The organism is Streptomyces sp. NPDC007875 (assembly GCF_042868035.1).
Lineage (GTDB): Bacteria > Actinomycetota > Actinomycetes > Streptomycetales > Streptomycetaceae > Streptomyces > Streptomyces antimycoticus.
This window is the reverse complement of sequence record NZ_JBIADZ010000048.1, coordinates 30882-51312: the sequence shown is the minus strand read 5'-3', so window position 1 is coordinate 51312 and position 20431 is coordinate 30882. Positions and strand designations below refer to the sequence as shown.

The window sequence follows — 20431 nt, the reverse complement described above, 5'->3', positions numbered from 1 at the left end:
CCGGCAACCGAAGGGGAAGGTTGATATGTCACCCCGACAGCCTCCCACCCACACGGCCACCACACCCACCGAACTTACGAAAAGATCAGTAGGGCTCCTAACAAAAGTGGTGGGCTTGACCTGGTCAGCGGTCGGTGTCCGGCACGAGGACGCCGGGTGGCGGGACGCAGTCAGCCGCGCAATCGCACGCGATAATCCCGGCGACGTGGACGGTAGTCCGGGATACTGGTCGCCCATGGATGAGGTCCAGGTCGTCGTCGCCCATTCCGAGCGCGCGACCCTGCGCGTCGGCGACATGTTCCTGAAGGTGGACGCCGATCAGGCGCGCATCGACGTCGAGGTCGAGGCGATGGCCCTGGCGCCGGTCCCGACCCCGAAGGTTCTGTGGCGCAAGCCGCCCGTGCTCGCGATCGCCGCGGTCCCGGGGACGGCACTCGGCCGCCTCGGCGAGCCGTCGACCGCGTCCCTGGCGGCGTGGGCCGCGGCGGGTGCCGCCGTCCGGAAGTTGCACGACGCGCCGCTGCCGCCCTGGCCCGGCCGGGGCGGCCGGGGCCTCGACGAGTTGGCGGCGGATCTCGACGGCGAGTGCGAGTGGCTCGTGAGGAACGGCGTCCTGCCCTCCGACCTGGTCACCCGCAACCGCCAGGTCGCTGAGGCCGCGCTCCGGCCGTGGACTCCGGTGTTCACGCACGGCGACCTGCAGATCGCTCACGTGTTCATCGACGGCGACGAGATCACTGGCATCATCGACTGGTCCGAGGCAGGCCAGGGTGATGCCCTGTTCGACCTCGCCACCTTGACGCTCGGACACGAAGAGCACCTCGGCGACGTCGTCGCCGGCTATGGCGCCGACGTCGACCTCGACGTGATCCGCGCGTGGTCGTCCTTGCGAAGCCTGCTGGGGGTTCGCTGGCTGATCGAGCATGGCTTCGACCCGACCGCGCCGGGCTGTGAAGTCGACGTGCTGAGATCCCGGATGTGAGGCTGCGCGGGCCGACTGCAATGAGTGCCTTCTGACGCATCCAGCAGGCCATCTCCTGGGGCGCATTGTCTGCCCTTACCCCCGGCAAGTGCGGTGCGGAGTCGTCGCCAGCGGATGACGGCGCGGCCGAGGGTGACGAACGCGTGGTGGATGTCGTCGCGGATCTCCCAGCGGACGCGCAGGAGGCGGAGCCAGCGCAGCAGCGCGATCGCTCCTTCCACGACCCGGCGGTACACGCCCGGGCCGGAGCCGTGCCCGGTGCCGCGCCGGGCGATGTGCGGGGTGATCTGGAATCGGCGGACCTTGTCCCGGAAGACCTCGTGGTCGTCGCCGCGGTCGGCGTACAGGTGCTTGGGGCGGCGCAGTGGCCGGCCGCGCTTGCCGCGGATCGGCGGGACAGCTCGGATGAGCGGTATCAGTTGGGTGACGTCGTTGCGGTTGCCGCCGGTGGTGATCGCGGCGAGCGGGATGCCGTGCGCCTCGACGATCAGGTGGTGCTTCCTGCCGTCCTCGCCCCGGTCCACCGGGGACGGACCGGTGGCCGGCCCGCCCCTCATCGCCCGGATGTGGCTGGAGTCGACCGCGAAACGGGAGAAGTCCAGCAGGTCTGCGGTCCGCAACTCGGAGAACGGCAGCTCGTGCAGGCGCTGCCAGACCCCGGCCTCGTTCCAGTCCCGCAGCCGTCGCCAGCAGGTCATCCCCGAGCCGAAGCCCAGCTCCTCGGCAGAGACTTCCAGCGGATCCCGGTGTACAGAACGAGCAGGATCCCGCACAGCACCTTGCGGCTGTCCAGACGCTTACGACCCGGACGCCACGGATTACGCGGGACGGCTGGCAGCAGCGGCTCGGATGCGCGCCCACAACTCGTCGTCGATCTCCCACGGTCTGGCAGCGGTCTTCCTGTCTCGACAGGCCCGCCCCTACTTCGGCCAGCTTCAGAGGATGAGGCTTCTGGGTCTCCGGAAATGACAGTGCGTCATTTCGCCTTGTTGACGGGTCAGGGCATCGACCGGCGGGGAGGAGCGACCGTCTGTCCTTCTTTCGGGGGGTTTAGGGCATACGCTACGCCCTGGGGAGTGAGAGCCCGGGACGATGGCGCTCTGAGGGCTGCGCCGTGCTGCCCTGGGGAGGATGACAAGCCGATGAGTGCGACACGACGCACCGTGCTGGGTACTGCCTTGGCTGGACCCCTGCTGGGCCATTTGGCCGGCACAGCGGCCGGTGCGGATAAGAACGACCGGTTCGGCACGATCTCGGAAGGGTGGGTGGAGGTCCGCTGGACGCCGCAGGCGCAGGCGCAACTCGATCGGTTCCAGGCCACATTGCAGGCCATCGCGCCCGCTCAGCTCATCGAGGACAAGGCCGGGACCGCCATCCGGTTTCCCGTGCGGACAGCAACCGGCGACCCGGCGTTGACCAACCTGCCCAAGGCCCGGGGCAGTGGCCGCCTCGACGGCGGCGTCGTGGTGCGTACGCCGATGGGCGAGTTCCGGGTCACCGAACTGGAGAGTGTGCTGGAGTCCGGGCAGACGTCCGGACGGTGCGCCGTCAACGGGGCCCAGACCAGCATGCAGTCGCTGTTCATATGCGGTGCGGGCGAGGGCCGTCTGGTCGCGCAGCCTGTGCCGGCCGGTCAGCCGCTCAAGGTCCGGATCAGTGATGTGCCGCTGCGGCCGACCCCTGAGTCGCTGAGCGCTTTCACGACGGCGTTCGGCGCACCTGCCTTCACCACGGACACGGTCATGGCGTACGTGACCGGTGAAGGCGTGTACACCCCGCCGGGGCGCTGACCACACCCCGTTCCGGCCCGGGCTCTTCAATCCGCCCGGGCCGGCTGCACAGGTCGGGCCTGTCCGGGCAGGTCCCCGCCGAATCGGCGCCGGCGGCCTGAGAACTCTCTGACAGCGGCCTCCAGGTGCCGGTAGCCGAAGTCGGGCCATAGCGCTGGGGCGAACACCATTTCGGCGTAGGTGAGGTGCCACGGAAGGAAGTTGCTGATCCGCTGCTCACCGGAGGTGCGGATCAGCAGATCGACATCGGGCAGATCTGGCACATACAGATTCCGGGCGATGTCGTCCGCCTCGATGGCTTCCGGCCGGATCCTCCCGGCTGCCGCCTCGGCGGCCAGCGCGCGGGCCGCCGCGACCAGTTCATCGCGGCCGCCGTAGTCGACGCAGAAGGTCAGCGTCATGACGCTGTTGGCCGAGGTCATGCTCTCGACCAACGCCAGTGCGGACGCGGTCGACTCATCGAGCCGGTCACGGCGCCCGCACCAGCGCACTCGCACACCGCACTCCTGCAGCCACTGGATGTACCGGGTCAGCCCGTCGGCCGCGGTGTCGAACAGACCGGCCACTTCTTCCTGGGACCGGGCCCAGTTCTCCGTGGAGAAGGCGAATACCGTCAGGTGCCGGATCCCCACTCTCAGGGCGGAGTCGATCAGCCGCATCACCGCCCGGAACCCGGCAATGTGACCGTCAAGCGCCGACAGACCGCGTGCTCCGGCCCAGCGTCGGTTCCCATCCATGATCACCGCAACATGTTCGGGAACGGCTGCCAGGTCCTCGACCGCACGACGCCGAGCCGAACTGGCCAGGGTCAGCGGTTCCAGACCACTGACCATTACCCTGGCACCCAGCATCTCCGCCTCGTCGAGCTGCAGTTGCGCACCGAGGATCAGCGCCTGCATGAACGCCTGGTTGGGTAGATGCACCATCCCAGCCACCGGCATCGCCTGCTCCAGCAGCTCCCGGGCCCGGCCAACCTGGATCTTGACCAGCTCGTCCAAAGCTTGCTGGTATCGCTCCACGCGCTGAAGGTCGCCGACCTCCAGGCCCAGCCGCTTCAAGTCCTCGCGCGGCAGATAACACCGGCCGGCGGCAAGGTCGGCCGGGAAGTCTTCCAAGAGGTCCAGTACGTGCATCGCCTCGCCCAGCAGCGATGCACACCGCGCCAGCTCCTGATCACGCGGTCCCAGCATCAATGAGAGCAGCTGATAGAAGGTCCCGTTGACTCCGCGCAGATAGCATCGAAGGTCTGCGAAGGTGGCGAACGTCGGCTGCGCCTCGCTGTCCACCCGCTCGGCGGCCAGCAACCTCTCGATGAGCGTGACATCCAGATCCCACCGTCGCACCGTGTCCGCGAACGCCCGTAGCACCGGGTGCTCGGTTCCTCCCGAACGCACTGCTGCCAGCGTCTGCTCACACCAGCGGTTCAGCAGCCGCTCGCGGGCGGCCTGCTCGCTCTCGTCGGAGATGCGGTCGGTCCACCCGTAGAACGCGATCACCGCATGGAAGTGGGGCCGGACCTCGTCGGGCAGGACCTCGCCCGCGGCCCACGCCTCGGGGTAGTACCGCTGCGTCTCACGCGCGCAGAACGCGTAGGACTCACCCAGCTCCGCCGTATCCAAGCCTGGACGCTCACTCGCCAACACCGAACCCGCCTTCGTTCAGGTCGCCTGCCGTCATCACCGTGGCTTGCCTGGCCCATCACCCTCATGCCGTCCGTACACCGGCCACGGAACCTATAAACAGCTTTAACGACCCGCCGGTGGATAGGTATCGCCGGCCAAAGCGCTCGACTACCGCCCGGAGGCATACGTTCCCACGTCGCGCCCAACGTGTTCTCGCCGTTCCCCGCCCGGGCGCGCCGGTCCGTGGCGCAGGACCTGCGCGCAAGCCCCCTCCGTCCCGCAGGCAGTTGGAGGACCTCACCACCGAGACCGAGATCCACGCCCTGGACCGTGACCTGGCCACCCTCGCCGTCGGCTCAGACGGTCGCGACGCTATCCCCTGCCGGAGGGGAGTCGGCGGTGAGTCAGGTGACCAGCTCGTTGGGGTTGCGGCTTTGGGTCCAGCGCCGGCCGGGGCCGGCTGTCAGGCGGCTGACAAACATGGACTCGCCGCCCAGGCGGGGTGCACCCTCGAAGGTGCAGGAGCCGAATTCGGTGATCGCGAGCGGTTTGCCATGACGCTGGTACGTGCGCAGTTCGCGGATGTGCCCGAAGCGGCCCGGAAACCAGCTGTAATAGTCGATGCACACCAGGTCGAACAGGTCCCGGTCCATGTCCTCGTCCTGTGCTGCCCCGTACGACAGGGGCCCGCGGAAGACGAGCGGCCGACGGCGGCGGCCCGCGAGGTGAAGCGGCGCAGCCGCTGGGCCGTCTTCACCGGGTCGTAGACGTCCTCCGCATCGACCCTCCACGGCGACCGAGCGGCAGGACGCGACCTTCCGTGTCGGCCACAAAGGACCGGAACCCCGTGTCGTCGCAGGGCCCCGGGGACACCAGCGCGTCCGGACCGGGCACGGGCCAACTCCAGGCACGGGCCAACTCATCGCCACGTCCGGTGAGACGTCGGCGGACGTCCTTCCGCTTCCAGCGGTGCAGTGCCGTCCACTGGCTGATCACCCGGTGCCAACGCGAAACTGGCCAGGGGGCTTCCGAAGCACGTTTCCCTTACGGCCAACCGTGCCTGCCGGCTGTCAGCCGGTGCGATCCGGGACCGGCGTGCGCAGGCGTGGCGAGTACTCGAGACCGTCGGCGGCCGTGAGATGGGTCGGTGGCCTGGGTGATGTCCAAGCGCGGCGATGTCTTGCGCCGCATCCGGACGGCCGCTCACGCAGACTGCCGCCGAATGAATCGATCTCGTGCCACGCCGCAGCGGCCCGGGCGGGCGATGGAACGTCAGCCTATGTGGTCCGGGGGCGCGGTGGAGTCCCTGGTAACCAGCCGCGCGGGCAGCAGACTGGTCGCCGGTTCGCGGGTGGGGTCCGCGATGGCGGCCAGCAGGTCCTCCGCGGCGGTGGTCCCGATGACCTCCGTCGGCTGGGCCACCACGGTCAGGCGGGGCCGGACCAGGGGTGCCCACTCATGGTCGTCGAAGCCGATCAGCGACACCTCCTGCGGGCAACGCCGCCCGCTGTCCTGCAAGGCCGCGAACGCGCCGACGGACAGCACATTGTCCGTGCAGTAGATCGCCGTGACCCCGGGCGTGGCCTGCAGCAGCTTGCGGGTCGCCGCATAGGAGGCCGTGCTGGAATACGCGCTGTGCGCGACGTGTTCGGACCGCACTGTCAGACCCGCGTCGGTCATCGCCCGCACATAGCCGGCGAGCCGCAGGGTGCTGGGCCGGTCGACGGTGGGGGCGGGCTCCGCATCCCCGGCCGACGCGGCGTCGTACCGCGCCTCGCTGATGATCCCGATATGACGGTGCCCCAGTCCGATCAGGTGGTTCACTGCCAGCCGGGACGCCTCGATGTTGTTGACGGAGACGAAGCTCGCTCCGGTGATCTTCGGAGCCGGGCGGTCCAGCAGGACCAGCGCGGTGCCGCTCTCGGCGAGTTGCCTCAGGTGGTGGGCGTCGGCCCCGCCCACAGGTGCCACGATCAGCCCGTCCACCCGCTTGGTGGCCAGCACCTCCACCGACCGGCGTTCCAGCGTGGGCTCCCCCTCGGTGCTGCTGACCAGCAACTCATAACCGTGCTGACGGACCGTTCGGGCGATGCTCTGCAACGCGGCGGAGAAGAACCGGTTGCTCATGTCCGGGATGACGACGCCCACGGTCTCGGTGTTTCCCGTGATCATGCTGCGGGCCACACCGTTGGGCCGATAGCCGAGCTCCGCCGCTACCCGGGCGACCTTCTCCCTGGTCCGCGTGCTGACCTCGCCGGCACCGGTGAGCGCGCGCCCGGCCGTGGACTTCGACACCCCTGCGGCCTTCGCCACATCGATGATGGTGACGGACTGCTGAGCGGGCCGTGTCACGACAGCTCCCACCTCGTTCTCCCACCCGTCACGCGGTCGGCCGCGCAGCCGGACCACATTCAACCACCGATCGTTGATGGATCTGCTCTATCAGCTCGATCAACCCGGACCGCCTCCCGCGGATCCACCGGCAGCGGACCGCCGCAGAGCAGGGCATCGGCCAGCCGGGCGTAGAACCGCGCGTAGCTGCCGGCCAGCGTCGGTACGGGCCGGGCCGCGCCGTCGACGCCCAGCAGCCCCCACGCCGACTCCGGTTCGCCGCCGAACGACGGGTCGGTGGGCGCGGCGCCGGCCTTGAGCGCCGTTTCCTGCGGATCCAGCCCATACTTGGTGTACGCGCCCCGCGAGCCCAACACATGAAAGCGCGGGCCGACCTGAGCCGCCAGACGCTGCGACCTCCGCCCGGCGGCCCTCGTCCCGGGTGATGACCGCGCTGAGCTCGTAGTGCGGATCAGCGGCGATGAAGGGGGCGTGGAAGACCCGGCCCGCCGTGCCGAAGCCGATGATCGCAGTACGGATGGTCATCGGCGGAACCTCTCCGGCCGGAAGGCGGCCAGCAGCGTGTGCGGCCGGCCGGTGACGATCTCGTCGGCCAGCAGTTCGCCGGCGATCAGGCCGAGGGTGGCACCGCTGTGGGTGAACGCGACATGGCAGCCGGCGATCTCCTCCAACTGTCCGAGCACGGGCTGACCGTCTGCGGGAATCGGCTTCGGACCGGCCGCATACGACTGGAGCGGGAGCACGGGCGTGCCCGCCAGCACGGCTGACGCCTCGGCGAGAAGGCCCTCCACGGTGGACTGACGCACCTCGAAGGTGCCGTCGTCATGCCGCACGATTTCCTCCTCGGACCATCCCGAGTCCAGGAGCAGGGCCCCATCCGAGGTGGGCCGGATCGATACGCGCGGGGTGTTCAGCACGGCGCGCAGCGGGGCGTTCACCCGTGCGGTGCGCACCAGCAGCGAGATGGGGGTGCGGTCGCCGAGAGACACGCCGAGCTCGCTCAGCATGGCCGGTGTGGCGGCGCCGGTGGCCAGGACCACCGCGTCGCAGTCCCAGGCCAGCCCGGACCGGGTGGCCACGCCGGTCACCCGGCCGCCCGCGGTCCGTACGGTGGCGGACCCCGCTTCGGTGACGACCTCGCCGCCGAGTGCGGTGAACTCCTTGGCCAGCCGTTCGATCAGCGGCGGCAGGTCCACCCAGCCCTCACCCGGATTGAAAATCGCTCCACACTTCGGCGCCGCCGCCGGGTCGACACCGGGCGTCACCGTCGCGATCTCCGCCGGGCTCAGCCAGTCCGCCTCGTAGCCGTTGGCCCTCTGGTGGGCGAACCGCTCGCGGAAATCCGCCTCCTGCTCCGCCGTACCCCAGGCCAGCCCGCCGTCGAAGCGGAGCCAGTCCAGGCCGGGCTCGCGGGCGGCCAGCGTGCGGTAGCGGTCGATACCCAACACCCGCAGCCGGTGGTACTCGGGCGAGCGGACGGCAGCGGAGTTCAGCCAGGCGAGCGAGCGTCCGGACGCTCCGCCGGCCAGAGCGCCGTCCGACACCAGCGTGACGACCGCGCCGCGCCGGGCCAGCTGGTATGCCGTGGAGACGCCCAGAATGCCGCCGCCGACAACGACGACGCGAATCTCCTGTGCTGTGGAAGTCATGCCTCTTCTTCCCTTGTCCGCCGGCTGCGGGACCGCCGTCCGGAAACCTGCCCTCATTCCGGGAACGTTCCCGGAGCCTCTGTGCCGACCATATGCATCGCCATCGAGAGCGGTCAAACGGCAGTGCCGTGATCGTTGCGTTATCGACATGTTTCATCGCACTGCAGGGTCCTGCGCGGGTCTTGACCCCGCAAATCAGGTCCACCTAGAGTGACGCCACTCTTCCGGGAACGTTCCCGGAACGGAGCCGCGCCACCAGCATCCCGGCGCATTGGAAATCTCACGAGGCAAGGCATCCATGAGCCTGAGAATCGGTGTGGACACCGGCGGCACCTTCACGGACGTGTGCGCGTACGACGAGGCGACCGGACAGATCCACGTACGGAAGGTCTCGTCCACGCCGGACGACCCCGGCCGGGCCATCGTCCGCGGACTTCATGAACTGCTCGATCAGATCGGCGGCCGGGACATGGCCGAGGTCGGCTATTTCGCGCACGGCACCACGGTGGGCACCAATGCGCTGCTCACCGGGCGGGGCGTGCGCACTGGCCTGATCACCACCGGGGGCTTCCGTGACCTGCTCGAACTCGGCCGCGGGCGCCGCCCGGACATGTACGACGCGCAGGCGGACAAGCCCACCCCCTTCGTGCCGCGCGATCTGCGCCTGGAGGTGACCGAACGGGTCCGGCACGACGGCCGGGTGGAGATCCCGCTGGACCCGGCCGAGGTGCACGAGGCCGTGCGCGTGCTGAAGGAGCAGGGTGTGGCAGCCATCGCGGTCTGTCTGCTGTACTCCTACGTCCGGCCGGACCATGAGCGGAAGATCGGCGAGATCATCCGCGCCGAGATGCCCGACGCGCACGTCTCGCTCTCCTGTGAGGTGCTGCCGGAGTTCCGTGAGTTCGAGCGGCTGTCCACAGTGGTCACCAACGCCTACATCGGCCCCGTGGTCGCCGACTACCTGGCGCGGCTGCGCTCCACCCTGACCGCCTCCGGGCTGCGCTGCGAACCGCATGTCACCCAGTCCAACGGCGGCATCATCCCCTTCGTCACCGCCGAGCGGCTGCCGGTCCGGCTGGTGCTGTCCGGGCCGAGCACCGGGGTGGTCGGCGCCGCGGCGGTCTGCTCGGCGGCCGGCTTCAACGACATCATCACCTTCGACATGGGCGGCACCTCCTCGGATGTGTCGCTGGTGCAGAACGGCGACCCCAAGGTCACCGCGAGTCTGGAGATCGACGGACGTCCGGTGCGCTCGCCGATGCTGGACATCCACACCGTGGGCGCGGGCGGCGGTTCCATCGCGTGGATCGACAGCGGCGGGCACCTGCGGGTCGGGCCGGCCAGTGCCGGCGCGTTCCCCGGACCGGCCTGCTACGGCCACGGCGAGGAAGCCACCGTCACCGACGCCAATGTGGTCCTGCGGGTGCTCAACCCCGAATATCTGCTCAACGGCCAGCTCAAGATCGATCACCGCGCCTCCCACCGTGCCGTGGGGCGCCTGGCGGAGCGGCTCGGTCTGTCCGTACCGGAAACCGCGCAGGGCATCATCGATGTCGTCACCGCCAACATGGCACGGGCCATCCGGGTGATCTCCGTCCACCGCGGCTATGACCCGCGCGACTACGCGCTGGTGCCGTTCGGCGGCGCCGGCCCGCTGCACGCGGCCCGACTCGCCGCCGAGCTCGGCTGCACCAACATCGTGGTCCCCGAAACCCCGGGCGCGCAGTCCGCGCTGGGGCTGCTGATGACCGATGTGCGCAGCGATTTCATGCGTACCTGTCGGCTGCCCGTGCACCAGGGCAACGCCGGTCAGCTGTCCGAGGTGCTGGACGAGCTGGTCACGAGCGCGACGCAATGGTTCGACAGCGAGGGCATCGGCCCCGCCCGCCGGAGCATCACCCGGGCGGTGGACATGCGCTACCGCGGCCAGAACTACGAACTCGGCGTGGACCTTCCGGACAACGGCCCGGTCACCGTGGACACGGTGCGCCGCCTGCTGGCGGACTTCGGCGACGCGCACAACCGGATGTACGGCTACCGGCTGGCGGAGGAGTCCGTCGAGGCGGTGACCTTCCGGGCACAGGCTGTGGGCGCGGTCTCCCGCGCCGAACTGGTGCGCTCCGCACCCCGGGGCGGCACACCCGAAGAGGCCGTCACGACCCGCCGCCGAGTGCATCTGAAGGAGGCCGGCGCCGAAGTCGACTGCGCCGTGTACGACCGGGCCCGGCTCGAGGTGGGACACCGCCTCACAGGGCCCGCGGTCATCGAGCAGATGGACAGCACCACCCTGCTGCTGCCCGGCGACACCTGCGAAGTGGATGAACTACGCAATCTGATCATTCGAACCCGAGAGGTCTGACCGTGACGACACAGCGGGAACTGGACGGTGTGCTGGTCGAGGTCATCGGCTCGGCACTGGCGACCGTCGTGGAGGAGATGAGCGGCACCCTCGTCCGGGCCGCGTTCTCCACCAACATCAAAGAGCGCCGTGACTGTACGGCCGGACTGTTCGACACCACGGGCAACGGGATCGCCCAGGACGAGGGCGGCTCACCACTGCACCTCGGTTCGCTGATGGGAATCGTCGGCAGCATTCTGGAACGCTTCCCGGTCGGACAGATCGAGGACGGCGACGTCTTCATCGGCAACGACCCGTACAACGGTGGCGGCTCACATCTGCCGGACATCGTGCTGGCCACCCCGGTCTTCGTGGACGGCGAACTCACCGCGTGGGCGGCCACCCTGGCACACCACGCCGACTTCGGCGACCGCGGGCACGCGCACATCTTCCAGGAGGGGCTGCGCATTCCGCCCGTGCGTCTGGTGCGCGCGGGCGTGCAGCAGGACGAACTGCTCTCGCTGATCCTGCTCAACTGCCAGGTGCCGGACGAGCGCCGCGCGGACCTGCGCGCGCAGGCCTCGGCGAACCGGCTCGCCGTGCTGCGCTACCGCGAGCTGTGCCACCGTTACGGCCGGGACACGGTGATGCGTGCCGGGGACGAGTTGCTCACCTACACCGAGCGGCGTACCCGCGCCGCGATCACCGCCATCCCCGACGGCTCCTATCGGTTCACCGATCTTTTCGACTGCCCGGAGCTGGACGAGGAACTGGAGCTGCGGGTGGCCGTGCGCGTGGCGGGCGACGAGATCTTCTTCGACTTCGCGGGCAATCCGCCGCAGGTGCGGGCCAGCGTCAATGTGGTGTGGACCGCGCTCTACGCCACGGTCTACTACTCGGTCAAGAGCCTGATCGACGCCGACATCGTGCCCAACGCCGGCATGTACCGGGCCATCCATATCGATGCGCCCATCGACTCGATCGTGAACTGCGGCTACCCGGCGGCGGTGAACGGGCGCAGTGAAACCTGCCAGCGCATCGTCGACCTGATCCACGGTGCCCTGGCAACCGCGGTCCCGGCCCAGGTCACCGCGGCGAGCAACGGTGCGAACACCGGCGTGCACTTCTCCGGACACAATCCGCTGACCGGAAAGGAGTTCGTCTACCTGGAAACCATCGGCGGCGGCTCCGGCGCACGGGCCACCAAGGACGGGCTGGACGGAGTGCAGGTGCACATGACGAACACCTCCAATCTGCCGGTGGAGAGCCTCGAGACGGAGTACCCGCTGCTCATCGAGGCGTACGAGCTGATCGACGACTCCGGCGGTACCGGTGAGTTCCGCGGTGGTCTCGGCATCAGGCGACGGGTTCGCGTGGAGTGCGACGACGTGCACTTCTGGGTGGACACCAGCCGGCAGAAGTCCCACCCGTGGGGACTGTGCGGCGGTACGGAGGGAGCCACCGCGAACGTCGTCCTCAGCGACGGCGCCCGGCCCGTCGACCACGGATACACGGTATTGCAGCCGGGCCAGACCGCGACCATCGAGACGGCGGGGGCGGGCGGCTACGGCCGTCCGGAAGATCGCAGCCCGGAGGCCGTCGACCGGGATCTCGCCGAAGGCAAGATCTCCGATCGCACCGCAGGACGTCACTACCCCGGGCACCGCACCTCCTCTGAGGAACGCTGATGAGCACCGGCACCCCCGCGAAGAGCACCCGCCGCCGGGTGTACGCATCCACCATGATCGGCAACATTGTCGAGTACTACGACTTCACGCTGTACGGCACCCTCGCGGCCGTGCTGGCCAAGCTGTTCTTCCCGTCCGACGACCCGACACTCGCGCTCTTCTCCACCTATGTCGGGGTGTCCCTGTCCTACTTCATCCGCCCGCTCGGCGCCCTGTTCCTCGGCCCGCTCGCCGACCGCAGGGGCCGCCGGACAGTGTTGACCCTCACCATCCTGCTGATGAGCATCGGCACCGCCGGGATCGGTGTACTGCCCACCTACGCGGCGATAGGCGCGGCCGCTCCGATCCTGCTGCTGTTCTCCCGGGTGCTCCAAGGGCTGGGCGCCAGCGTGGAGTACACCACCGCCTCCCAGTTCCTGCTCGAACACGAACCGGGCAGCCGCCGCCGCAACTACCTGGCGGGCCTGATGAACGCCACGTGCTCGGTCGGCTCCCTGCTCGGCTCCGGCGTCTCCTTCGTCCTCATCATCACCATGCCGGCGTCGGCCTTCGAGAGCTGGGGCTGGCGCGTCCCGTTCCTGCTCGCCATCCCCATCGCGGCCATCGGCTTCTACATCCGCAACAAGCTGGATGAGACACCGCAGTTCGAGGAGATGAAGCGCCAGATCGCCGCCGCCGAGGCGAAGCAAGCACCGCTGAAGGACGCGGTGCGCCTCTACTGGCGCGACATGCTCAAGGCCATCGGCCTCGGCGCGGGCCAGCGCATCGGCTCGTGCACCATTCAGGCGTACTTCGTCACCGCCCTGATCACCGCCGGCTTCCCCACCTCGCTGGCGCTGCTGGCTTCCATGCTCACCTACGCCGTCGGGCCACTGCCCAGCATCTGGGGCGGCGTACTCGCGGACCGCTACGGCGCCCGGCTGCCGCTGCTGGTCGGCTACGGTTTGTTCGTGGCGCTGACCGTGCCAACTTTCATGGCCATCGACAGCAAGTCCATCGTCCTTGCCGCCGGAGCCGTCGTGGTGTTCACCATCATCAACAATCTGGTGGCCGCGCCCCTGAACATCGCCTATGTACTGAGCTTCCCGCCCGAGGTGCGCTCCAGCGCGGCCGCGCTCAACTTCAACATCGGCACCTCGCTGATCGGCTCGACCGCCGGCCTGGTCGCGATCTGGCTGCACGACCTGACCGGCAACGACATCGGTTTCGGCTGGTACATGACGGCCGCGTGCGTGGTGTCCATCCTGGTCGCCCTCTTCGCCCTGCCGGCATCGGTCGACTACCGCGAGCCCGACTGGTCCAAAGCTCCCCCGGCGATGCGAAAGCCCTCACTGGAGTCCAACTCCTGAAGAACCGGCCTTTGAGGCTCTGCCGCCCGATTCGTGGGAGGGCCTGACGCTACCGGGCGGCTGCCGGGCGGCGCCCCGCCACCCAGCTCGCCAGGAAGGCCCGGTCGCTCGGAGTGAATCGCGGCCTGTCCTGGCGGAGTTGCCGCTCCAGCACCATGATCTGGTGGCTCAGGGCGAGGATTTCCGCATCTTCGTCGCGGTCGCTCATCGGCAGCAGGCGAAGCAGGGCGAACGCGTGAGTCACGGCCAGGTAGCTCCCGGGACGGGTCTGTCGGGCTCCCCGTCGTCACGCGCGGGATGGCAGCTGCCCGGCCTCCATGGCGTCTTCCTCCACCATCCTGAGCAACTCGTCGACATCGAGTTCGTGGATGGCCGAGGCGAGCTCGCGTGCCACGGCCGCCGCCCGCGCCGCACGCTGCGTGATCGGCCCATGCTCGAGCCGGGCTCTGACGCTTCGGGAAGCGCGTTCGAACATGGCGAGTGCGAAGTCCTTCGTCTCCGGCTCTTGGACAACGAATGACACATGGGTGCTCGACTCGTCGGTCGCCCGCGCGGTGTGGGCAACCCCCGGTGGCATGTAGAGCGCCTCACCGCGGCGGAGGGTGACATGGGCGAGGTCGGTGTCGGGACCGTCGGTGACGAGGGGGCCGGAGGTCCACCAGTGCGACGGGGCGCTCTTCTCCACCCGCCATTCCTTCGAGCCGGCGATCTGCACGGCGACCACGTGCTGGCCGTCCCGGTGCCAGCCGAGTCCAGGGTTGTGCGCCGGTGTGTGGAACACAGTCGTGCCGCAGGAGGCGCGCAGCGCCGATGAGAGGTGCGCGGCGATCGCGCCGAGCGAGTCGATCAGCTGGTGGGCCTGGTAGACCATCACGGTGGCCCCATCGGCCACCAGGGACCGGGCCTTCGCCCGGTCCAGGCGCCCGGCGTCCGAGTTCGCCGTCGGCGTTCCGGTGATCACCTCCCGGTCCGGAAGCTGTCTGCTGTTCCGGGCGAAGGTGATGTTCGGCGGCCGGAGCGACCTCTCCTCCAGCAGCCGGTCGATCGTCACGCGGTCGAGGGAAGCGAGAAAGGACGGTGTGATGGAGAGCGGAATCATCCGATCCCCCCAGGCTGTTTCGATGTTCGAGCTCTCGGCCGTGAGCAGGTCGAACCCGTATGACCTCGTCATTTCGACGGCTCCTCACACGATCGCGGTCGGATGACGACCATTCTGTGGAAGCGCTCGAGCTGCTCCGTATCCTCGTCTATCGGTATGCCGTCCACCTGGACCCAGGCATGAGCGGTGAAGGGCTCCGTGCGCACTCCCACACACCATTCGGGCCAGGTACCACAGATGCGGCACAACAGCGCGGTGGCTATCGACCGCTGCAGACACCACGGTCCCGTGCACATCACGCTGACGAAGATGACAGCATTGCGGGCCCGGCGGGCTTCGTCCGCCTGACTCGCACGCGCGCCGAGACGGAAGACTCCGAGCAATGCGAACTGACGCTCGGGCGACAATTTTGCGATGCCCCGGGCCAGCAGAACCGCCGCTCTCGCCAGCGGGCGGATCCACAGTGGCGGCGTTGAAACCGCCCGCTCGTTGACCATCGACATACTCATCGGGCAAGCAACTTCGCAGCCTGGAGCTGGCGCACCAGCGTGTGGACGTCAGACACGGTCTGATCGGACGCGTCGGGGTACTTCTCCTGTAGCCGGCTCGCCGCGGACTCCACGGTCTCACCGCTCAGCAGCGCACGGACGACCTCCGACCCCGTGCCGTTCAGCTGCCAGTATCGTCCAGTCCGTTTGTTGAGGAACACCAGTCCATCCTCGGACTCGACCATCGTGACGAAGGGAGAGAGGGCTATGCCTGTCATCCAGAGCCTCCTGAATAGTTGTGTCAGCGTGACTGCGCGCTGGCCTTCGCCGGAAGGGAACGGAGCCATGCCTCGCAAGCCATCGTCTTTTCGAGCGGGCCCAAGTGCATGGGGTCCGGCATGATGCCCGAAAGCACGCGGCGGAAGCCTTCGCGACCGATCAGCCCCAGCTCGGCAAGCCGCGATTCCTCACACATCTCCCGCATCTTCGCGAGGCTGCGCTTCCGGCCGGCGTAGGTATCCATCGTGAAATGGCTCTTGGTGGTCCGGTCGAGGACGTAATCCGGCACCGCTCCGCGCAGTGCGGCCGCCAGGACCGGTTTGTGACGGCCGGCCACATACCGGTCCGCCAGCCGGACGGACAGCGCCGTCTCCACAACTCGATCATCGAGAAACGGAGCCTCGAAACTCACACCGAATCGCTCCCCGAGCGTGTTCGCGAAGCGAACGATCCAACCGTTCACTCGGATACAGCGCAGGATCTCGTGATGTGTGGAGATCGACGACATCGGTTGGGGTTCCGTCGCCGCCATACGGCGCATCGTGTCCTGGACCAGTGCGGCGGCTTCCCGGGAAGCCCACGGAGGAAGCCGCGGGACCGGCTCCCAACCCACTTCCGACTCGATATCCGGCGGACAGAGCAGTTCGCCGGCGGATCGGCGCAGCCACTCGGCGTAGCTGGGAAAGGGCCGGACGACGCGCAGGGTCGTGGCAAGGGACCAGCGCCGCCGGGCGCGCATCGCGCGGACCATGCCCAGGGATCCGAGCAGGCTTAGCTGGGCCATGGCGTTTATATAGGTCGTTCCGGTAGCCGCCAGTTCATCGCTGCCGTGGCCCTGGAGGTGCCTGGTGACCCCGTGCGAGGCCATGATCCGGGCGACATCTTCCATATGACTCGTCATGGCGATGAACGGCGGTGGTTCGTCCATCGCGAGATCATCGCGGTCCGGCGAGTCGTAGTACGGCGATGCCGTGTCCTTGTCGAGCACGATGTGCTCCGCGCCGGACAGGTCCGCCGCCGCCCGGCCGGCGACGGAGTCGTCGCAGTTCACCGGGTCCATGAGCTGGCGCCGTATCGTCACCAGCCGACCGCCCTGCTCGGCGGCAAGAAAACAAAGGCTCGTCGAGTCCATTCCGCCGGAAAGATCGGCACCGACGGCCGACGATGCCCCCGTTCGTGCCGCAACCGCCGCGACCAGCGCCTTGCGGAACCCGGGAGCGGCCACATCGACCGGAAGCTCCGGAGCCGGAGGAACCCACCACCGGACCTGCTCAGCGGTCCCGTCGGGATGAAGGGACAAGTAATGCGCAAAGGGAAGGGAGTCGACCTCCCGCCACACACTGCGCTCACTCAAGGGCCACGGCGGCGTGAAGGCGAGCAGATGCATCGCGAGCTGCTCCTCGGCCAGGGTCAGCCGCCGCAACTCGCCCAGCACGGATATCCGATTCGACGCCACCGTGATACCGGCGAACGATGTGGAGAAGAGCTCCCGAGCGCCGGAGAGGCTGCCCTGCGCCCTGACGACGCCGTCGATGGAAGCGATCAGGTGGAAACAGCCTGCGGTGCGTTCCACGATCCCCCTGAGCTCCCGCACCGTGCGGACCTTCCCGAGCCGCGCCAAGAGTCCATGTTCCGTGGTGTGCGCAGCGCCGAAGAGCACGATCTTCGACGGACCGGCCTCAACACAGACGGCCGCGCCCGCGGGCCAGTTCCCGACCACCCAGGGGCGGCCGGAGTGATGACGGAGCGTGTTCTTCCGGTACTCCTCAGGGAGCCGGGCGCTCACCCTGTCCGCAGCAGGGTGATCTGGCAAAACGACGAACTTCATGAATGGCTCCCAACTGTGTCGGGTGGTCCGTGTCAGATGCCGGGCGGTCGGTGCCGCGGCCCGGTCGCCAGCAGCCGCTACAGGGCCACCACGACCGGGCCGCGGTCAGGGCATCAAACGATGTACGGGAGAACGAGGTCCGGAAGCCATCCGCCGCCGGCCCAGCGTGTCTTGTCGCAGAATCCACCGATCTCGAACAGCGCGGGCACCTCGTAGCGCATCGTTTCCATGCTCCTTCAGCTCCTTTGCTCGGTGCTTCAATGCGGGGTCACGAATCCGCGGTCTGCGTCGATGCCAGGTGCTCGGGGCCGCCGAACTCGCGTATGGCGCGCCCGTCCGACCGCGGCGGCACCGCGGCGCGGTCGCCGGCGGCCGGAACAGGGCAACCGACGACCGAACCGCGGTCAGGACATCAGCCGCCGAACGTGCACAGGAGGTCCGGGACCCATCCCACACACACCCAGCGCGTCTTCTCGGAGAATCCACCGATCTCGAACAGCGCGGGCACCTCGTAGCGCATCGTTTCCATGTTCCTTCAGCTCCTTCGTGAGCGGGCTCGGAAACAGCCTCTGATCTTGTGCCGGGGGTACGGGTTTGCTCCCCAGCGCTTGCAACATCGATTTCAGCGGTCGCCTCAAATGTTTGGCAGTCCTGTTCGGCGGCCAAACAATGGCTTGAGGTGATCTCGTCGCGCATCATGGGCGCGCCTACTGTGACCGTCGGCCTGGTCTGTGGGACTGGTTGAGGGGCGGGGAGTATGGCGGGGCGTCGAGAAGTGCCGGTGGATCCGGATGCGGGGCCGGTGCAGCGCTTCGCGTTCGAGCTGCGGAAGCTTCGGGCGGAGGCGGGCGGCCTCACCTACAGGGCCATGGCGCAGCGGGCGGGGTTTTCGATCACGACGTTGTCGCAGGCGGCGGGTGGCGATCGCGTGCCGACGCTACCGGTGGTGCTGGCCTATGTGCGGGCGTGCGGGGGTGACGGCGCGGAGTGGGAGGCCCGATGGCGTGAGGCGGTGGAGGAGGCCGCCATCGAAGAGGGCGGCGCCAATGGCATGGATCCGCCGTACCGGGGGCTGGCCCGGTTCGAGGCAGGTGACAGTGACAGGTTCTTCGGCCGTGAACGACTCACCGGTGACCTGCTGAATCTTGTGCGCCGGGAGCGGTTCGCCGCGGTGTTCGGCCCGTCCGGCAGCGGCAAGTCCTCCCTGCTGCGCGCCGGGCTGATCCCCGCCCTTCGCCACAACCAGGCGGGGGGTCCGCGGCTGGCGGCGATCCGGGTCCTGTCTCCCGGCGAGCGCCCTTTCGGCACCCAAGCCCGTCTCCTCACTCCCGCGGATACCGGCAGCGCTGCGGACACCCTCGTGCTCGTCGACCAGTTCGAGGAGATCTTCACTCTCTGCCACGATCCCGAGGAACGCGTCCGCTTCATCAATCTGCTCCTCGCGGCCCGCCGGGAGGAAAACCGGCTACGCGTGCTGATCGCGGTCCGGGCCGACTTCTACGGCCGCTGTGCCGAGCAGCGCGACGTGGCCGAAGCCCTGCGCGATGCCACCATGCTGGTCGGTCCCATGACACCGGCCGAACTACGGGAAGCGGTGGTGAAGCCGGCCGCAGCCCGCGGGCTGACCGTGGAGCAGGCGCTGACCGCCAGACTGGTCGATGAGGTCGCCGGTGCGCCCGGCGGATTGCCACTGCTGTCGCATGTGTTGTTGGAGACCTGGCTCCGCCGCCGCGGCGGCAAACTGACGCTGGAGGGCTATCAGGCCGCAGGCGGCCTGGACGGCGCGATCGCCAAGACCGCCGAGGACGTCTACACCCGCCTCACCTCCCAACAGGCGGACGTGGCCCGCGGCATCCTGCTCCGCCTGATCAGCCCCGGCGACGGAACCCCGGACACCCGCCGACCCGCCCGCCGCGCCGAACTCGACACCACCCGCCACCCCGAACAGACCGCCCTGGTCGTCGAACGCCTGGCCCGTGCCCGACTGCTCACCCTCGACGGCGGCAATGTGGACCTCGCCCACGAAGCGCTGATCACCGGCTGGCCCCGGCTGCGCGGATGGATCGAACAGGACCGCGAACGTCTGCGCACCCACCGCAAGCTGACCGAGGCAGCCACGGCCTGGGCCGAGCTGGGCCGGGACAGCGGTGCCCTGTACCGGGGCGCCCTACTCGCCGCAGCCGAGGAGGCGTTCCCCGCATTTGACGCCGACAGCGGCCTCACCTCCATGGAACGTGACTTCCTCAGCAGCAGTTCCACCGCCCGCGACCGCGAAGAAGAAGCGGCCGCCCGCACCACCCGGCACCTGCGCCAGTTCGCCGCCACCTTGTCGATCCTGCTCATACTCGCCCTGACCGCCGGGCTGATCGCCTGGAAGCAATACCGCACCAGCGAGCAGCAACGACACCAAGCGGGCACCGCCCAACAGATCGCACTCTCTCGACAACTGGCCGCGCAATCGGCCAGCCTCCTGGAGTCCAACCCTGATTTGGCCTCGCTCTTGGCGGTCCAGGCATACCGGACCAGTCCCACCAAGGAGGCCACCGCCAGCCTTTTCACCGCGGCAGCCCTCCCCCTCCAGCGTCGGCTGACCGGGCACACCGAGGCCGTGAGGTCGGTGGCGTTCAGCCCAAATGGCCGCACCCTGGCCGGCGGAGGGGAGGATGGGAAGGTCCGGTTGTGGGACATGGTGACGGGCAGGCCACACACCGCCCTGACCGAAAACACCGAGGGTGTGGGAGTGGTGGCGCTCAGCGCGGATGCTCGCACCTTGGCCACCCAAGGGTTGGATGGGAAGGTCCGGTTGTGGGATGTCGCGACCGGCAGACGGCGCACCACCCTGACCGGACACACCGAGACCGTGGGGTCGGTGGCGTTCAGCCCGGACGGCCACACCCTGGCCACCGGTGAGGAATTCGGGGAGATCGGGTTGTGGGATGTCGCGACCGGCAGACGACGCACCACCCT

Annotated in this window: 17 protein-coding genes and 1 pseudogene; 6 read left to right on the top strand and 12 right to left on the bottom strand. The window is 68.7% G+C overall.

Annotated elements, in window-relative coordinates; translation table 11 throughout:
- Positions 1 to 235: 235 nt before the first annotated feature.
- A complete protein-coding gene (locus ACFYOY_RS46340; protein WP_351902003.1) occupies positions 236 to 982 on the top strand; it encodes a phosphotransferase in 747 nt (248 codons plus the stop codon).
- Between the two features lie 92 nt (positions 983 to 1074).
- On the opposite strand, the pseudogene ACFYOY_RS46335 reads toward ACFYOY_RS46340, so the two are convergent.
- Positions 1075 to 1857 (bottom strand): annotated as a pseudogene (locus tag ACFYOY_RS46335) (IS5 family transposase); the annotation flags it as partial.
- A 267-nt stretch (positions 1858 to 2124) separates the two neighbouring features.
- Here ACFYOY_RS46335 and ACFYOY_RS46330 point away from each other — a divergent pair.
- The gene (locus ACFYOY_RS46330) at positions 2125 to 2772 is read left to right on the top strand and encodes a hypothetical protein (protein ID WP_388593967.1); all 648 of its coding nucleotides are present in this window, start codon (positions 2125 to 2127) and stop codon (positions 2770 to 2772) included.
- Between the two features lie 26 nt (positions 2773 to 2798).
- Here the strand turns inward: ACFYOY_RS46330 and uppS are convergent, their stop codons facing one another.
- The 5 genes from uppS to ACFYOY_RS46305 form a co-directional block, all read right to left on the bottom strand.
- On the bottom strand, positions 2799 to 4415 hold the full coding sequence (uppS, locus tag ACFYOY_RS46325) for a polyprenyl diphosphate synthase (protein WP_388593964.1): 1617 nt from the start codon (positions 4413 to 4415) through the stop codon (positions 2799 to 2801).
- 383 nt (positions 4416 to 4798) lie between these two features.
- The gene (locus ACFYOY_RS46320) at positions 4799 to 5047 is read right to left on the bottom strand and encodes a hypothetical protein (RefSeq protein WP_351901997.1); all 249 of its coding nucleotides are present in this window, start codon (positions 5045 to 5047) and stop codon (positions 4799 to 4801) included.
- A 619-nt stretch (positions 5048 to 5666) separates the two neighbouring features.
- Positions 5667 to 6746: a LacI family DNA-binding transcriptional regulator gene (locus tag ACFYOY_RS46315; protein WP_351901995.1), complete on the bottom strand. Its 1080-nt coding sequence runs from the start codon at positions 6744 to 6746 to the stop codon at positions 5667 to 5669.
- Between the two features lie 59 nt (positions 6747 to 6805).
- A complete protein-coding gene (locus ACFYOY_RS46310; RefSeq protein ID WP_351901991.1) occupies positions 6806 to 7099 on the bottom strand; it encodes a hypothetical protein in 294 nt (97 codons plus the stop codon).
- Between the two features lie 168 nt (positions 7100 to 7267).
- The gene (locus ACFYOY_RS46305) at positions 7268 to 8395 is read right to left on the bottom strand and encodes an NAD(P)/FAD-dependent oxidoreductase (protein ID WP_388593960.1); all 1128 of its coding nucleotides are present in this window, start codon (positions 8393 to 8395) and stop codon (positions 7268 to 7270) included.
- A 298-nt stretch (positions 8396 to 8693) separates the two neighbouring features.
- On the opposite strand from ACFYOY_RS46305, the gene ACFYOY_RS46300 reads away from it, so the two are divergent.
- The 3 genes from ACFYOY_RS46300 to ACFYOY_RS46290 are packed head-to-tail and all read left to right on the top strand — an operon-like array spanning position 8694 to position 13770.
- The gene (locus tag ACFYOY_RS46300; RefSeq protein WP_388593957.1) at positions 8694 to 10754 is read left to right on the top strand and encodes a hydantoinase/oxoprolinase family protein; all 2061 of its coding nucleotides are present in this window, start codon (positions 8694 to 8696) and stop codon (positions 10752 to 10754) included.
- Between the two features lie 2 nt (positions 10755 to 10756).
- The gene (locus ACFYOY_RS46295) at positions 10757 to 12421 is read left to right on the top strand and encodes a hydantoinase B/oxoprolinase family protein (RefSeq protein ID WP_351901985.1); all 1665 of its coding nucleotides are present in this window, start codon (positions 10757 to 10759) and stop codon (positions 12419 to 12421) included.
- Positions 12421 to 13770, top strand: coding sequence for an MFS transporter (locus tag ACFYOY_RS46290; RefSeq protein ID WP_388593955.1), 1350 nt, complete (start codon positions 12421 to 12423; stop codon positions 13768 to 13770). Before ACFYOY_RS46295 ends, ACFYOY_RS46290 begins: the two co-directional genes overlap by 1 nt.
- A 49-nt stretch (positions 13771 to 13819) precedes the next feature.
- On the opposite strand, the gene ACFYOY_RS46285 is transcribed toward ACFYOY_RS46290, so the two are convergent.
- The 6 genes from ACFYOY_RS46285 to ACFYOY_RS46260 form a co-directional block, all read right to left on the bottom strand.
- Positions 13820 to 14014 carry a hypothetical protein gene (locus ACFYOY_RS46285; protein ID WP_388593953.1) on the bottom strand — a complete coding sequence of 65 codons (195 nt, stop codon included), beginning with the start codon at positions 14012 to 14014 and terminating at the stop codon, positions 13820 to 13822.
- Positions 14015 to 14056: 42 nt separating this feature from the next.
- Complete coding sequence (locus ACFYOY_RS46280; protein WP_351901981.1) at positions 14057 to 14941, bottom strand: JmjC domain-containing protein; 885 nt, start codon at positions 14939 to 14941, stop codon at positions 14057 to 14059.
- A complete protein-coding gene (locus ACFYOY_RS46275; protein WP_351901979.1) occupies positions 14938 to 15366 on the bottom strand; it encodes a lasso peptide biosynthesis B2 protein in 429 nt (142 codons plus the stop codon). The genes ACFYOY_RS46280 and ACFYOY_RS46275 overlap by 4 nt, the downstream gene beginning before the upstream one ends.
- 8 nt (positions 15367 to 15374) lie before the next feature.
- The gene (locus ACFYOY_RS46270; protein ID WP_351901977.1) at positions 15375 to 15635 is read right to left on the bottom strand and encodes a lasso peptide biosynthesis PqqD family chaperone; all 261 of its coding nucleotides are present in this window, start codon (positions 15633 to 15635) and stop codon (positions 15375 to 15377) included.
- A gap of 23 nt (positions 15636 to 15658) precedes the next feature.
- On the bottom strand, positions 15659 to 17464 hold the full coding sequence (locus tag ACFYOY_RS46265; protein ID WP_351901975.1) for an asparagine synthase-related protein: 1806 nt from the start codon (positions 17462 to 17464) through the stop codon (positions 15659 to 15661).
- A gap of 412 nt (positions 17465 to 17876) precedes the next feature.
- Positions 17877 to 17993 carry a lasso RiPP family leader peptide-containing protein gene (locus ACFYOY_RS46260; protein WP_351901973.1) on the bottom strand — a complete coding sequence of 39 codons (117 nt, stop codon included), beginning with the start codon at positions 17991 to 17993 and terminating at the stop codon, positions 17877 to 17879.
- A gap of 228 nt (positions 17994 to 18221) precedes the next feature.
- Between ACFYOY_RS46260 and ACFYOY_RS46255 the strand changes: the two genes are divergently transcribed.
- A partial coding sequence (locus ACFYOY_RS46255; RefSeq protein WP_388593947.1) for a helix-turn-helix domain-containing protein occupies positions 18222 to 20431 on the top strand: 2210 nt, incomplete at its 3' end.